Origin of the sequence: Hymenobacter mucosus, assembly GCF_900188255.1 — a bacterium.
GTDB classification, from domain to species: domain Bacteria; phylum Bacteroidota; class Bacteroidia; order Cytophagales; family Hymenobacteraceae; genus Hymenobacter; species Hymenobacter mucosus.
Genome location: NZ_FZNS01000009.1, coordinates 91386 through 106934, shown reverse-complemented (window position 1 = coordinate 106934; position 15549 = coordinate 91386). Strand labels below are relative to the sequence as shown.

Sequence of the window (15549 nt, the reverse complement as noted above, 5' to 3'; positions counted from 1 at the left end):
TCAGCCAGTACTGGTTGGCTGCGGCTAGGCTGGTTGGTTACCAGAACTTGGCATAAAGAGCTGTTATCAGCAGCAGCGTGATAACAATCAGCGTCATGGTCTGAGAGCTTACCTTGAACATACCTGGCGTGAGGTTGATAGCGCGGGCGCTAACTACCGGCCCAGCCAAGCTCATGGCCACCATAATAAGCAGGGTGAAAGCAAACGACAAGCCCATGCAAATTAGGAAAGGAATCTCGTAGCTGCCGTGGCCATTGGGGTAGGCCGTGTACAGGATCGTCTCGTTGCCGAACAGCGAAGGAGCGTAGTTATTAAACAGTACCGACAAAGCAAAACCTGCTAGGATACCCGTAATGGCGGCAGCCGCCGTGGTACGCTTCCAGAACATACCCAGCACGAAGATGGCTACGATACCGGGCGAGATGAAGCCCGTGTACTTCTGAATAAACTGGAAGCCACCCTCGCCACCAATGCCCAGCAAATCTTCCCACGTCAGGGCTACGCCCAGAATCACCGAAATAAGGATGGTCAGGCGACCTACCCATACCTGCTTCTTCTCAGTGGCGTCTTGGTTGATGTAACGCTTGTAGATGTCGAGCGTGAAGATGGTCGAAATCGAGTTTACTTTACCAGCTAAAGAAGCTACAATAGCAGCCGTCAAAGCAGCCATCGACAAGCCTTTCAAGCCGTTGGGTAGGAAAGTCAACACAGCCGAGTACGCGTTGTCGGAGTTGAAAGCACCCGTTGAAGCCATTTCCTGCTGCAACTCACCGTTCTTGTACAGCACGTAGGCCGCAATACCGGGCAGCATTACGATAACGGGCATCATCAGCTTCAGCATACCGGCAAACAGGATACCCGTACGGGCAGTCTGCAAGTCGGCACCGAGGGCGCGCTGGGTGATGTACTGGTTGCAACCCCAGTAGTTCAGGTTCACAATCCACATGCCGGCGAAGTACATAGCAATGCCGGGTAGGGTGATGTATTTATTTATTTCCTCCTGCGGTGTTGTGGGCCCCGGTTTCGGGAAAATCATCTTGAAGTGGTCGCCGGCGTTGTCCATGAGGGCCATGAAGCCCGAGATGGCACCGCCACCCAAGCCAAACTTGGTGCTTACAACCGACAAGGCTACGTATGTTGTAACCAAGCCACCAATTACCAGCACTACTACCTGAATTACGTCGGTATAGCCTACTACTTTCATACCGCCCAGTGAAATCAGCAGGGCAAATACGGCCAGCGCCACCATAATCAGGTGGAAGCTACCGCCACCAATCAAATTACTGATGGCCAGCGCACCTAGGTACAGAATGGAAGTTAGGTTAACCAGTACGTAGAGGAACAGCCAGAAAATACTCATGATTAGGCTGAGCGTGGAATTGTAGCGCTGTTCCAGGAACTGAGGCATCGTGAAGATCTTCTCCTTCAGGAAAACCGGCATGAAGAACACCGCCACAATGATGAGTACAATAGCGGCCACCCACTCGTAGGCAGCTACTGCTACCCCCACGGTAAATCCGGACCCCGACATACCGATGAACTGTTCGGCGGAGATGTTCGAGGCAATCATGGACGCGCCAATGGCCCACCAGGTGAGCGAGCCTTCAGCGAGAAAATAGTCTTTGGTGCTTTGCTCAGCCTTTTGCTTGCTCTTGTAAACGTAATACCCATAGGCCGAAACGCCGATTAGGTAGAACAAGAAGACAAAGATGTCAAGCGTCGTAAGATTGTTACGCATGAGGTAAATCCGGGAACGTGGGAAGTTATGAGAGTATTTGAGGGCTTGATTTTACAACATTTTTTATTGACATCTAAATGAGTCAACACCCAGAGGGTAGTAAAGCGCCATGCTGCTATTGGTGCAACATGACGCTTTATTACTCTGCTCCTACTGCTCTAGCGCCGGCCAAACGCCACGTCGTTGTAGCGCAACTCATTCTTGAACGTCCGCAGCTTGGTTTCATCGTCGATGATAACGTACTCGATGCCAGCCATTTCTGCAAAATCCTCCAGATACTCAGCCGTCAGGTTCTGGCTGTAGCCAGTGTGGTGAGCACCACCAGCATAAATCCAGGCGGCCGCGCCTACGCTTAGGCTAGGCTTTACTTTCCACAGCACGCGAGCTACGGGCAGTTTGGGCAAATCTTGCTCAGGAGCTACTGCCTCCACTTCATTTACAATCATGCGGAAGCGGTGGCCCAGGTCTACGATAGTAGCATTGAGCGCCTGACCAGCGGGGCAGTTGAATACCAAACGAGCCGGATCAGCCTTACCACCGATGCCAAGGGGGTGTACTTCTACTTTCACTTTGCCTTCGGCAATCGTGGGGCAGATTTCCAGCATGTGCGAGCCGAGCACTTGCTCGTTACCGGGCTGGAAGTGGTAGGTGTAGTCTTCCATGAAGGAGTTGCCGCCGGGCAGGCCAGCACCCATCACCTTCATAGCCCGCACCAGGGCCGACGTTTTCCAGTCACCCTCGCCCCCAAAGCCGTACCCTTCGGCCATCAGACGCTGAGTAGCAATGCCGGGCAGCTGAGCCATGCCGTGCAAATCCTCGAAGGTATCGGTGAAGCCGATGGCCTTGTTGTCTTGCAGGAACGTGCGCATGCCTACTTCAATTTTCGCGGCTTCGCGCAGGGAATCGCGCTGGCTGCCACCATCCTTAAGATCGGCGGCCAGTTCGTACTCCTGTTCGTAGGTAGCTAGCAGCTCGTTTACCTGCTCGTCGCTTACCTGGTTGATAACGGCTACCAAGTCACCGATGCCATAGGTATTTACTGAATAGCCAAACTTTAGCTCGGCTTCTACCTTGTCGCCTTCGGTTACGGCTACGTAGCGCATGTTGTCGCCGAAGCGGATGATGCGGGCACCCTGCCAGTCGGCCCAGGCGCAAGCTGCGCGCGACCAAATGCTGAGACGCTCGTGCACGTCTTGGCTTTCCCAATGCCCTACCACTACTTTGCGCTTTATGCCTAAGCGGGCACCGATGAACCCAAACTCCCGGTCGCCGTGCGCCGATTGGTTGGTGTTCATGAAGTCCATATCAATGTCGCCCCACGGAATGTCGCGGTTGAACTGGGTGTGCAGGTGAGCCAATGGCTTCTGCAGAATCTTCAGGCCGTTGATCCACATTTTGGCCGGCGAGAAGGTGTGCATCCACGCAATCAGCCCCACGCAGTTGGGAGTCGTGTTGGCTTCCTGCACCAGCTTCGTAATAGCGTCGGGGCCCGTGAGCACCGGCTTGTACACAATTTTGATTGGCAGTGCTTGGCCGAGAGCTTCCGAAATCTGCTGGGAGTGTTGCGCTACTTGCTCCAGAGTTTCGGGGCCGTATAGGTGTTGGCTGCCGGTGATGAACCAGGCTTCGTATTGGGAAATGTTAATCATGAGAAGGAAAGAAGAAAACCGCGGGTGGGTTTGGTTGATCGTTTAAATTGGCCGGAGCCTCGTAGTAGCGCACAGCGCCCTCCTTACCCAGGAGGGCGCTTACTTATTGGCGCTTAGTTCTGCCCGTAGTAAGAGTGTACCCCGTGCTTACGCTCGTAGTGCTTCTTAATTAGGGAGTCTTTCAGGCGGGGCACATCAGGGCGCAGGGTGCAGCTGAGGTAGGCCATGCGGGCTACTTCTTCTAGCACGGCACTGTGGTACACTGCCTTTTCCACGGTCTTGCCCCAAGTAAAGGGTGCGTGGTTACTCAAGAGTACCATTTCTACTTCTTCGGCAGAGAGGCCACGGCGCTGGAACTCGTTGATGATCTGCCAGCCAGTTTGGTGCTCATAGTCGCCGGCAATCATGGCGTCTTCCATGGGCGGCGCGCAGGGAATATCGGCCGTGAGGTGGTCGGCGTGGGTGGTACCCAGAATCGGGATGTCTAACTGAGCTTGGGCCCAAGCTGTAGCATAGGTGGAGTGCGTGTGCACGATACCACCAATATGTTCCCAGTGGCTATACAGCACTGCGTGGGTTTTGGTATCCGACGAGGGGCGCTTGGTACCTTCAATAATGTTGTTAGAGAAATCCAACACTACAATATCCTCGGGCTTGAGGGTAGCGTAAGGTACACCACTGGGCTTGATGGCAAATACCTGCCGCTCCCGGTCCACTACGCTAGCGTTGCCGAATGTGAAGAGCACCAACCCAAGGGCGGGTAGCTGCATGTTAGCCTCGTAGCAGGCCTGCTTTAAATCTTGGTATTGGCTCATGCTTGGTCAACCAGCTCGGTTTCGGCAACTTCGCCAGCGTGCTGCTGGGTAGCTTGTTCAACATACTGCCCGAAGGCTTGGTACTGCTCGTAACGGCGCTGGTAGTCAGCTACTCGCTCGGGGTTGGGAGTATAGGTTTCGGCAAAGCCGTTACCCATGGCCTTCTGAGCCGTTACTACATCAGGATGAATGCCAGCGGCTACGGCGGCGTACATAGCCGAACCCAGCGCAGGTGCTTGGTCCGACTCGGCTACCTTGATAGGGCGGTTCAGCACGTCGGCCAGGGTCTGCATCATGAAGCCCGACTTCTTGGCTACCCCACCCAGGCCAATCACCTGCTTGATGGCAATGCCTTCCTGCTCAAAGCGCTCCACAATTTGCTTGGAGCCGTAGCAAATGGATTCTACCAGCGCCCGGAAGATCTGAGGAGCGGAAGTACCCATGGTGAGGTTCATGATAGCACCTTTCAGCGCCTGGTTGGCATCTGGCGTGCGACGACCATTCACCCAGTCGAGGGCCAATACCGCCGATTCCTCGGGATTCACGGCTTCGGCTGCCTTGGTAAGTTCAATGAACAGCTTATCGCTCATCTCTTCTCGCAAAGCATCCTGCTGCTCTTTGGTGAGTGCCGACGATTGGGGCAGCAAGGTACGCAGGGGCCACTCTATTACTCCACGGAACCAAGCTAGCAAGTCGCCGACGGCCGATTGACCAGCCTCTAGGCCCAGCATACCGGGAATTACGGAGCCATCTACCTGACCGCAGATGCCGGGAACAAGCTTCCCTCCTACTTCATCCATGGGAGCTACCACGATGTCGCAGGTAGAGGTGCCCATCACTTTTACCATAGAGTAGGCTTCGATTTCGCCTGCTACGGCACCGGCGTGGGCATCAAATGAGCCCACGGCTACCACTGTTTTGGTAGTCAGGCCTAAGCGCTGTGCCCACTCCTCGGAGAGTGTACCCGCTACTTGGTCGGCAGTATAGGTTTCCTCGAACAACCGCTCGCGCAAGCCAGCCAGCTTGGGCTCTAGCAGCGTTAGGAACTCCTCGGAAGGCAAACCGCCCCAGTTCTCGTGCCACATGGCTTTGTGACCAGCGGCGCACCGGCTGCGCTTGAAAGTGGCTAGCTCGCCGCCGGTGAGTAGCAGCGTGAGCCAGTCGCAGTGTTCCATCCAGGAGTAAGCAGCCGTAGCTACGGCCTCGTCTTCGCGCACCACGTGCGCAATCTTGGCCCAGAACCACTCCGAAGAGTAGATACCTCCCTCAAACTGGGTGAAGTCCTCGCCACCCCACGTACGGGCTTTCTGGTTGATTTCGGCAGCTTCGGGCAGGGCCGTGTGGTCCTTCCACAACACGAACATGGCGTTCGGGTTTTCCTCGAAGCCAGGCTTCAAGGCTAGCGCTACTCCGTGCTCGTCAACCGGGCCGGGCGTAGAGCCAGTAGTGTCAACAGCCAGGCCCACGATTTGCTCGGCGGGTACGTTCTGAGCTACGCGGCGCACCGTGGCCTCTAGGCCCTCAATGTGGTCGAGCGGGTGCTGGCGGAATTGATTCTTGGTTGCGTTGCAGTAGCGCTGTTCTTTCCAGCGGGCGTACGGGTGTACAGCCTGGGCAACTTCTACGCCAGTATGCGCATTTACCAGCACGGCCCGCACGGAATCGGAGCCGTAATCGATACCGATAACGAAAGCTTCCGCTTGGGAAGATGCTGAAGAGGAGGTTTCCACGAGAGGTGAATGGATGAAATTGTTACTTGAAAACTTGAGAAGAGTGCCGCCGGCTTATTAGAGCTACAACTCTTGGTTTCGCATCATCATGCTACCAGAGAGGACACCACAACTACTTGGCTAGCCAGTAGAAAGCAGTGGCGCCTATTGGCGCACGCCAAACTTATAGGTTGTGGTAGACTGCAAGGTCTCACCGGGCTTCAAGATGGTGCTCGGGAACTTCGGCTGGTTAGGCGAGTCGGGGAAGTGCTGAGTTTCCATGCAGAAGCCCGCGTGCTTGCCATATGTATTGCCTTTGCCTTTAAGAGTACCATCGAGGAAGTTGCCGGTATAGAACTGCAAGCCGGGCTCGGTGGTGGTTACTTCCATGGTACGGCCAGTAGTAGGCTCGTACACGGTAGCGGCGGCATGGCTGCCGCTAGCCTGGTTGAGCACCCAGTTGTGGTCGTAGCCACCGGGTACCTGACCAATTCGCTCACCAATAGTGTGGGCCGATGTAAAGTCGAAGGGCGTGCCTTTTACGGGGCGCAGTTCACCCGTAGGAATCAAGCCGGCATCTACTACCGTGTAGCGGTCAGCTGGCATGGTCACTTCGTGGCCTAGCACGTCCTTACCGCCGCTGAGGTTGAAGTAGGCGTGGTTCGTGAGGTTAACCGGGGTAGCTTTATCGGTAGAAGCCGAGTAGTCGATTTTGAGCGCGTCGTCGTTAGTAAGGGTATATACAACCGTCACGTTGAGGTTGCCAGGGAAACCTTCTTCCCCATCCTTGCTCAGGTAGGTGAGTTTCAGCGTTTGGCCATCGGCAGATGTGCCGGGCTCGGCTTGCCACACCTTCTCGTCAAAGCCTTTTTCGCCGCCGTGCAAGGTATTGCCGTTGTTGTTTAGGGGTAGTGAATACTCCTTCCCATCCAGTGTGAACTTGCCCTTGCCGATGCGGTTGCCGTAGCGGCCAATTAGGGCGCCAAAGTAGGGGTTCGACTTTTTAAACTCGGGGCTTTGATAGCCATTTACGTTGTCGAAGCCCAATACTACGTCGCCCAGTTTACCCGCCTTATCTGGCACCATGAGGCTGGTAATAGTGCCCCCGAAGTTGGTGATGCTCACCTTCATTCCATGGGCGTTGGTGAGCGTGTATAGCTGCACCTCAGTGCCATCTTGTGTCTTGCCGAAGGAGGCGGAGGTAGGAGCCGTAGCAGCTCCAGAAGCGGTTTGGGTAGTATCGGTCATGGTTTGGGAAGTGCCAGCTGCTTGTTCAGTAGCAGGCGCCGACTGATTGCAACTTGCCACGGATAAGAAGCCAGCTAGTCCGGCTACGCCCTTGGTCAACAATCCGGCACGATTAAAATTTGTCATGAACAAATGGAGTATGGGAATTTGGGAGGACTAAGCACATCGTATAGGAGGCTGGCGTCCTGTGAAATGAAGGGCAGAATACATAATTCCGCGTTCTTCACAATCACATATCCTTGTTGTTGAAGTCATTAACCACTTCCTCACCAAGGTAAGTTGCTGGTCACAAACTAGGACACCTCCTAATCGAGGGGTAAAGTAGAAAAACGTTTTCACTTTACACAATCGTTTGTGTATTTCCCTTATAAAAAAGAAGGATTCCGCAGTGCTTTGTCTGCGGAATCCTTCTTAATACACTAGCGTGTACTTACTATAGTACCGATACCTTCTGCGTCATGAGGCTGCTGCCCCGACGTACCTGCACCATATATACACCAGGCCGCAAGCCAGCCGCTATATGTAGTGTTTGTTGCTGCTTAGCAAACTCATGACGGTAGGCTAAATGACCACGCATATCGTACACCTCCACGTGCGTAGCCTGTGCTACTGGCTGGTTACTCACATCAATAGTGAAGTTGCCCCCACTAGCCGGAATTGGGTACACCCGCACACCCTGTAGCTTCTGGCTGCCATTGGCAGCGAGAGTTGCGCTGGCGGGCGTCAAGGTCCAGCGCTGACAAGCACAACCATTATAATCCCACAGGCCGAGTTGCTGCCCTGCGGTAGTCGAAGCGTTGGGCACTTCAACTACTCGATTACCATTGGCAGATGCAAAAACCAGGGTACCATCACTGGCACGGTCAATCCGGAAGCGTTGGCAGTTTAAGCCGTTGTAGGCAAACAACTGCAACTTAGCTCCTAGATCCGGCGAGCAGCCGGCTACATCGGCAGCTAAGCCGCCCAGGGCATTCGTGATTTTATATTCTCCGTTTCCTAACGCCGTAACGTCCCAGCGCTGACAGTCCAACCCTGCTGGCGTGCCTTGCGCAATCATCTGCCCTGATGCCCCAGTACAGCCCCACGCATCCCAAATCAAGTTGCTATTTTGATTCTTGATTTCGTAACGCCCAGTGGTAACCCAGTCCCGGGTTACAGAAGGCCAGCCCGTAGCACCCCACGTGAGTTTAGCTAGTCCTAGCTTTGGAACTCCATTATCCTCCCCATCATAATAATGGTGAGAAAAGTAGCTTACTCCACCCTCTTCAAAAATGCCTGCATGACCTGGCCCAATGTAGCGGCCAGCACTGCTCAAGAACATGGTACCACCATTAGCATTCAGGTCCACCCCATTTTGATCCAAAAATGGACCAGTAGGAACTGTAGAGCGTCCTACTAGGATATGATACGTGCTGTTCAACCCGGCACAGCACCTGCCACGGTTGATAAATAAGTAGTAATAGTTATCGTGCTTGGTTAAGAACGCGGCCTCTACATCACCGTTAGCTACGGCATAGCTGGTACCGCCTAGGGTTTTGCCGGTAGTTGCGTTCAATTGCGTGATGCGAAGACCACCGAAAAAGGACCCGTAGCTGAACCATACGTCTCCATTGGTATCCTTGAAAACAGCCGGATCAATAGCATTGACGGCACTGTTGCTATTGGTAGAAATTACCTCGCCCTGGTCTTCCCATCTGTAGTTGGGGCTAGCAGGGTCTAAGGTAACGTTGGTTGCCAATCCAATAGCCGACACTTTAGAACCGAAGGATGAGCATGAATAGTACAGGTAGTACTTACCATTCATGTAAATACACTCGGGAGCCCAGAAATTGCCTGCGAAGCCGGGCACTTTTGTGTTAATCCAAGCTGGGTAGGCGTTGTTGACAAATACCGCCCGAGGCCCTGGGGTCCAGTTTACGAGGTCCGTGGAGTACATACTGTAGATGCCCTGACCTGTAGCGAAAATCCAGTACTTGTTGCCCTCCTTTACAATTGTAGAAGGATCATGTACGCCTTGTAGACCCTGCAAGGCATAGGCTTCGGAACCAAACCAGGTAAGGACGAACAGCACTAAGGTCAGGCGACACAAATGGCGCCGTACCGAAAGTAAATGTGTGGACATATGTGGTGGGAAATGAAGTAAGAGAAAGCAAGGACAATCTATAGTGCTATTACTCGCCACTAGGTTTAGTTAGCCGAGCATTGATGGCTGCTGGCACACCAAAATTTGGAGTACCGTCAGCGTTCCAAGTAAACTTCTGCATGCGGGGATTACGTTTTTCAACGCATCCTTCATTCGGGTTAGAATTGGCGTGATATAAAATCCAGTTCTCTTGTCCATCCTTGGAGGTGAAAAAGGAATTGTGCCCCGTTGCGTACGCGCGATTGGCTGGACTTTGCGAGAAAACGGGCTGGGCTGACTTGGCCCAGGATGCAGGTAGCAATGGATCTGCGGTTGACGAAGCCGTGAGCATGCCCAGTGCATACTGATCGGTACCGCAGAAGCTGGCCGAATACACTAAGAAGGTTTTAGTGCCGTGCTTGAGGATTTCAGGACCTTCGTTGACTCCAAAACCGCTTACCTCCCAAGTATACTCTGGGTGTGACAGTTCTACTCGAGGACCAGTTAGCGTCCACGGGTTACTCATCTGCGAGATATAAAGACGCTGCACAGCGTCAAGCCCATTGTGACCCGACCAGATAAAATAGCGCTTATTATTTTGCTCAAGTACGGTGCCGTCAATAGCCCAAAAGTCTGCCCCCGGGCTTACCAGCTGCCCCTTATCTACCCACACTCCAGTAGTAGGGTCAGCAGACGAGTTTTCTAGTACCCATGTCCGCTGCCGACCTAGATCTGAACCAGCAGGACCAGCGGAATAATAGATGTACCACTTGCCGTCCAGAAAGTACAGTTCTGGTGCCCATAGGTTACCCGAAGCATTTCCGGCAATAGGAGGTGTCCAAGCCACTACACTAGAAGTCGACCCTAAATCCGACATCCGGGCAGTCTTCCAGATTCGCAAGTTGGTATTGGTGGTATGCATGTAGTAATAGAACCCATCCTTTTGATATACCCAGGGGTCAGGCCCGGAGGCCAGCAGCGGATTAGTAAAGGTGGTTCCGGCAGTTGGAGGTGGGGCAGGCGGCGTGGGAGTAACGCTTGGTTCCCCTCCATCCTGGCAACTGAGCAAACCCAACAAGGCTACAGCCAGCAAATACTTGCCATTCAATTTACAATAATAACTCATTATCTGTCAAACTTTTATATCAAAAAAACACCGTATTCACATCTACCCTAGGAATACCACAGCCGTTCCAAGGCAAGCCCTGGAACGGCTGTGTAAACTCATCCTCTAGTGCTGGTATTAGTACCCAGGATTCTGCTTGAGGTTGGGGTCGATGGCCAAGTCGCGCCGCGGAATTGGCAACAGTTTCGAAACTCCCAAACGGAAGTTGGTGAAATCAGAATCGCGAGTCTTTAATTCATCAATACCTGCTTGATTGTCCATTAAGCCCCAGCGTAGGATATCAAACCAGCGAGTTCCTTCACCAGCAAGTTCCTTCGCTCTTTCACTGCGGATAATCTGACGCATAGCGCTCTGAGTGAATGTACCCGTTAGTGGGGCTAGTCCTACCCGCGTGCGCACCCGGTTTACTAAGGGTAGAGCATTACTCATTTGCCCCAGTTCAGTCATAGCCTCTGCATGCATCAATAGCACGTCTGCGTAGCGAATCACACGGTGGTTAATACCAGAGGAGAAGTTTTCGTCGGTACGGGTACGGTCATTGAGGTATTTGCGCCAGTACTGCTGATTCGGATTCCAGTTCCATTGAGCAAACGTTCTGCCGTAGAAACGGTCTGGGTTACCCGCGTGAACGATGCTAATATCACGGCGAGGATCAATCAGGTGCCTAGTAGTGCTACCAGAGGCAAAAGTCACTGTGGAATCTTTGTACTCATCTAAGAGCCAGCGCCGAGGCTGCACGTCGGCATAGGTAGGACCGGGAGGGCCGAAGAAGTTCGGCCGGTCATGGCTTTCTGAGGCAGAAGCATTGTCCTGGCCCTGACCAACTTCTAGCACAGCTCCAGTAAACTGAACCTCGAAAACTGACTCTCTGTTGTTCTCATTAGCCTCGGTAAAATTGTCGAGGTAATTGGGCACCAAAGTGTACTGATTGTCAGTAGCAATTTGTGCGAACAGCGCAGCGGCTTCGCTCCACTTTCGTTGCTGCATATACACCTTTGCTAGCAAAGCTTGGGCAGAACCTCGTGTTGCACGACCTTTATCGGCGTCGCCGTAGGATAATGGCAGATTCGGGATAATAGCGGTCAGCTCCGAAATAAGGAATTCCTCTGTTTGGGCTTGCGTTGCTTGAGGCGCCCGCGTTGCTACAGTAGGTTCTACCGTAATAAGAGGTATGTTGCCGAAAAAGTAAGCCAAGTCGAAATACGAGAGGGCCCGCACAAACCGTGCTTCAGCCACTAAACGATTTCTGAGCGTCTCATCCATCTGAATATCAGGCACGTGAGCTACTACCTGATTGGTGCGATAGATGGTGCGGTAGTAGTCATTCCACGCAAATGATGAAATGAAGAAATCTACGTCGGGCTGGATGAAGCGTGTAAAGTCTGCTAAGGCAACAAAAGGGCTTTGGCTATATGACTCATCAGAACGATGGGCCATAAAGTGCCAGCTACGGTAGTAGCAGGCAAACTGCTGCAGACCAGAATAGCAAGCATATACTCCCTTGACAGCATCACTTTCAGTTTTCCAGAACTGGTCTGTAGTTGGTGCGTTGGGGTTAGCTTGGTCCAGCAAGTCCTTCTCGCAGGCAGTTGTTATGAACAGGCCACCCGCAAGTATTAAGGCAGCTATTTTATTGATTTTCATCTAAGTAGGAAAAACAGGTTGGATTGGGGTCTTGGACAATTATTTGTTGTCCTAGCATGAATTAGAAGTTTACCTGAATGCCGCCGGTGAAGCTGCGCACATTAGGGTAGGAACTTGCGTCAATACCACGGCTAAAGAAACCGGTGCCCGTAATCTCTGGATCAAATCCTGTGTAATCAGTAATGGTGAACACGTTACGCCCCGTTACATACACTCGTACGCTACCTAAGCTTGGCATTTTGCTCGTCAATGTCTTAGGGAAAGTGTAGCCGAGTTGAATGTTGCGCAGACGGATATAAGAGCCGTCTTCTAACCAACGCGTTGTATTAAATAGAGAGTTAGAAGAAGCTGCTAGACCAAGATTGCCTAGACCTCCACCTTGCAACAGACGTGGCGTGGTAGTGGAGGGGTTTTCTGCCGTCCACGGCTGCACATCAGCGTTATAGTTGTTAGGACCAACATAACTCTCCAAATCACGGCGTGCTACGTTATAGATTTTATTGCCGCTTGATGAGTTAAAGAACACCGACAAATCAAAACCTTTGTAAGCAGCTGTGAGGTTAAGCCCCATTATCAGGTTTGGAATGGACTTACCTGAATAGACAGCGTCACTGTTGCTAATTGTTCCGTCGCCGTTAGTGTCCTTATAGCGCACGTCACCAGCTGAAGCGTAGGGCTGAATTACAGTACCACTAGCATTCTTATAGTTAGCTACTTCATCGTTTGATTGGAAGATACCATCGAACGGAATCAGATAAAACTCACCTAAAGAAGTACCTAGTGCCGAACGAGTCAACAACTCACCTCCTTCAAATACCTGTCCTTCTACCGGTACTGACGTTATCTCGTTTTTTATAGTAGTTAGGGTGAAGTCGGCACCATAGGTGAAAGCACGTCTACTGTCATGGTACCCCAAGGCCAGTTCTAAACCGCGGTTCTCTATGTCACCTGCGTTCTGATAAAGTGCTTGTCCGAAGTGCCCTAAGTAGGTTAGCACCTGTACCGGTGCTAGGGCATTGCGCGTTTGTGAAACATAGTAATCTGTAGAGAGGGTGAGCCGATCATCAAGCACGCCCAAATCCAGACCAATGTTCTTCGTATATCGATCTTCCCAGCGAATATCTGGGCTAGGCAAAGCCAGTTGGGAAGAACCATTCACAATAGTTTGACCAGTACCTATAACGTAATTCACGTTTTGGCCAACGATTGGATACGGCAAATAGCTTCCGCCGTAGAGCCCATTGAGAGCATCGTTACCGTTAGAGCCATAGCTGGCACGCAATTTCAAATTGTTGACGGCCGGAACAGCACTCTTGAAGAAATCCTCTTCACTAACACGCCAGCCCAGCGACGCAGCACCAAAATTACCCCAACGGTTGTCCGGTGTAAAACGCGACGAACCATCTCGACGTCCGCTTACTGACAACAGATAACGATTTTTGAAGTCGTATGTAGCCTGTGCAAAGAATGAACGCTTGGTATACTTGAACGAACTGCCACCAATTACCCCCTTCTCTGGACCAGCACTTAGCTCGAAATAATACTGAGGTGAGCTAGTGAACCCTTGTGCACCAGCCTGCACATTATGCTGACGGAAGCTCTGCTCTGAATAACCCGCTACGGCATTGATGCTATGATCACCAAAACGCTTATTGAAGGTCAGCATATTTTCGCCCAGCATAAATAGGTCATACCCTAGAAATTCATTGAGCGAAGACGTATTAATTCTGCTGTTTTGGCGAAGAATACCCGCTTGCTGCGCATCTGCATTGCTGTACGTATGGCCATCCATAGCCACGTTCAAACGATACGTCAGGAAGTCGAAGATGGAGAAATCAGCGCTGATGTTACCAGCTACGCGGTTATCTGATTGCGTACGACGCAATAACTGCTGCGCTCCAATAGGGTTAGTAGCGAAGCTATTGAGCGTGGGAGAACCTGTGCCAAAACCACCTTCATTGGCTGGATCATATACTGGGATGCTAGGAATAATGGTTAGCACATCTATGAAAGGTGCTCCATTAAGCAGTGTCACATCTAAGTGAGTGAACTGCGCATTCTCCTGAAATTTGAGCCGACCACGAGTTAACCCAGAGTTTAAGCGCAAGCTATAACGCTTGAAGTCTGGGCCTTTTACGATACCTGACTGATGGAAGTATTCGCCCGATACCAAGAAGTTTGTCGCTGTCTTTTCGCCAACACTTCCTCCTGAGAAGGATAGGTTATAGTCTTCAATGGTACCGGTTTGGAAAAATTCCTTTTGCCAATCCGTATCTACATTGGGATTGAAAGCACCACCTGGCCCCTTTACAGCACCCGCTAAGCTATTCTGTCCATTGTTAAGCGGGTCAAGACCCGCGTTTGTATATGCCGTTACTGCTCGGTCAGCCCATTCGCTGGCATTCGTGAGATTATAACGCTTATAAACTTGGTCAACACCCCGATAGCCATTAAAACTAATAGAAGGAGCACCAGCGCGGCCTTTTTTCGTAGTAATCTGAACTACCCCGTTGGCCCCCCGGGAGCCATATACGGCTGTAGAGGAAGCATCCTTCAGAATATTCAGAGTTTCAATGTCATTCGGATTTAGGTCGCGGATGTTATCTGTCCACAAACCATCGATAACGTAAAGGGGGCCACTACCGGCATTACCTAATGTGCCAATACCTCGAATGTTTACGATAGGAGCGTCACCTGGTCCGCCGGAACCAGTCACTTGTACACCTGATACCCGTCCCTGTAAAGCCTGAGTAGCGGTAGCAACTGGAGCCTTCTGAGCCTCAGACACATTCAAGCTACTCACGGCGCTGGTTACGTTCTGACGGTCTTCTGTTAGGTAACCTACTACTACTACTTCAGACAACGCGCGGTTATCAGGAGCTAGGGCTACATTGAGCGACGTCTGGCTATTGATAGCCACCTCTTGCGCAGTATATCCTACGAAGGAAAACACCAGCGTTCCGTTGTCGGGAGCGGTTAGCGTAAAGCGGCCGTCAATGTCGGTTTGGGTACCAACACTGCTACCCTTTACGACCACATTTACGCCAGGCAGACCAGCGCCTTTTTCATCTAATACCTTTCCCGAAACGCTGATATCAGCTTGAAAGGAGGTTATTGTATTGGGAATGCTTACCGCAGTTCCAGTAGCTGCCAGTAACGGCTGCAAGGGTAGGCAGCACATCAAAGCCGGCAGGGTTACCCGGCGTATTCTAGGTACAGGCTTTTTCATGAAAGTGAGTGTGGGAATTAATTTAGGGATACTGCACAATCGTTTGTGTTTACCTCACTTCACAAACGATTGTGTAAGGGAACAAAAAAAAGTAGAATTTAAAAAGCTGGCTTTTTAGGGCCTATACGCCTTTTTTGGCGTAATCCTAAGGGACAACAGGAAGCTATTTCTTGAATTCGTGAGTAAGGTTAGTGAAATCGTAACAAATAACCAACAGATTATTACAACTCCACTCACTTTTAGCATTTCCAGTAAGAGAGTACTTGCTC

9 protein-coding genes are annotated in these 15549 nt (G+C 51.7%); all 9 read right to left on the bottom strand.

Annotated elements, in window-relative coordinates; all coding sequences use genetic code 11:
• Positions 1-37: 37 nt before the first annotated feature.
• Positions 38-1738, bottom strand: a complete 1701-nt coding sequence (locus CHB83_RS18240) for a sodium:solute symporter family transporter (RefSeq protein WP_045687905.1) — start codon at positions 1736-1738, stop codon at positions 38-40.
• 158 nt (positions 1739-1896) lie between these two features.
• Complete coding sequence (gene araA / locus CHB83_RS18235; protein WP_089333644.1) at positions 1897-3387, bottom strand: L-arabinose isomerase; 1491 nt, start codon at positions 3385-3387, stop codon at positions 1897-1899.
• 113 nt (positions 3388-3500) lie between these two features.
• The gene (locus CHB83_RS18230) at positions 3501-4202 is read right to left on the bottom strand and encodes an L-ribulose-5-phosphate 4-epimerase (RefSeq protein ID WP_089333643.1); all 702 of its coding nucleotides are present in this window, start codon (positions 4200-4202) and stop codon (positions 3501-3503) included.
• Positions 4199-5932: a ribulokinase gene (locus CHB83_RS18225; RefSeq protein ID WP_089333642.1), complete on the bottom strand. Its 1734-nt coding sequence runs from the start codon at positions 5930-5932 to the stop codon at positions 4199-4201. The genes CHB83_RS18230 and CHB83_RS18225 overlap by 4 nt, the downstream gene beginning before the upstream one ends.
• 144 nt (positions 5933-6076) lie before the next feature.
• Complete coding sequence (locus CHB83_RS18220; protein ID WP_089333641.1) at positions 6077-7285, bottom strand: aldose epimerase family protein; 1209 nt, start codon at positions 7283-7285, stop codon at positions 6077-6079.
• Positions 7286-7592: 307 nt separating this feature from the next.
• The gene (locus tag CHB83_RS18215; protein ID WP_089333640.1) at positions 7593-9281 is read right to left on the bottom strand and encodes a family 43 glycosylhydrolase; all 1689 of its coding nucleotides are present in this window, start codon (positions 9279-9281) and stop codon (positions 7593-7595) included.
• A 49-nt stretch (positions 9282-9330) separates the two neighbouring features.
• A complete protein-coding gene (locus tag CHB83_RS18210) occupies positions 9331-10407 on the bottom strand; it encodes a glycoside hydrolase family 43 protein (RefSeq protein ID WP_089333639.1) in 1077 nt (358 codons plus the stop codon).
• A gap of 117 nt (positions 10408-10524) precedes the next feature.
• On the bottom strand, positions 10525-12051 hold the full coding sequence (locus CHB83_RS18205) for a RagB/SusD family nutrient uptake outer membrane protein (protein ID WP_089333638.1): 1527 nt from the start codon (positions 12049-12051) through the stop codon (positions 10525-10527).
• A 61-nt stretch (positions 12052-12112) separates the two neighbouring features.
• Entirely contained in the window at positions 12113-15280 is a 3168-nt protein-coding gene (locus tag CHB83_RS18200; protein WP_089333637.1) for a SusC/RagA family TonB-linked outer membrane protein, read from the bottom strand.
• Positions 15281-15549: the final 269 nt, after the last annotated feature.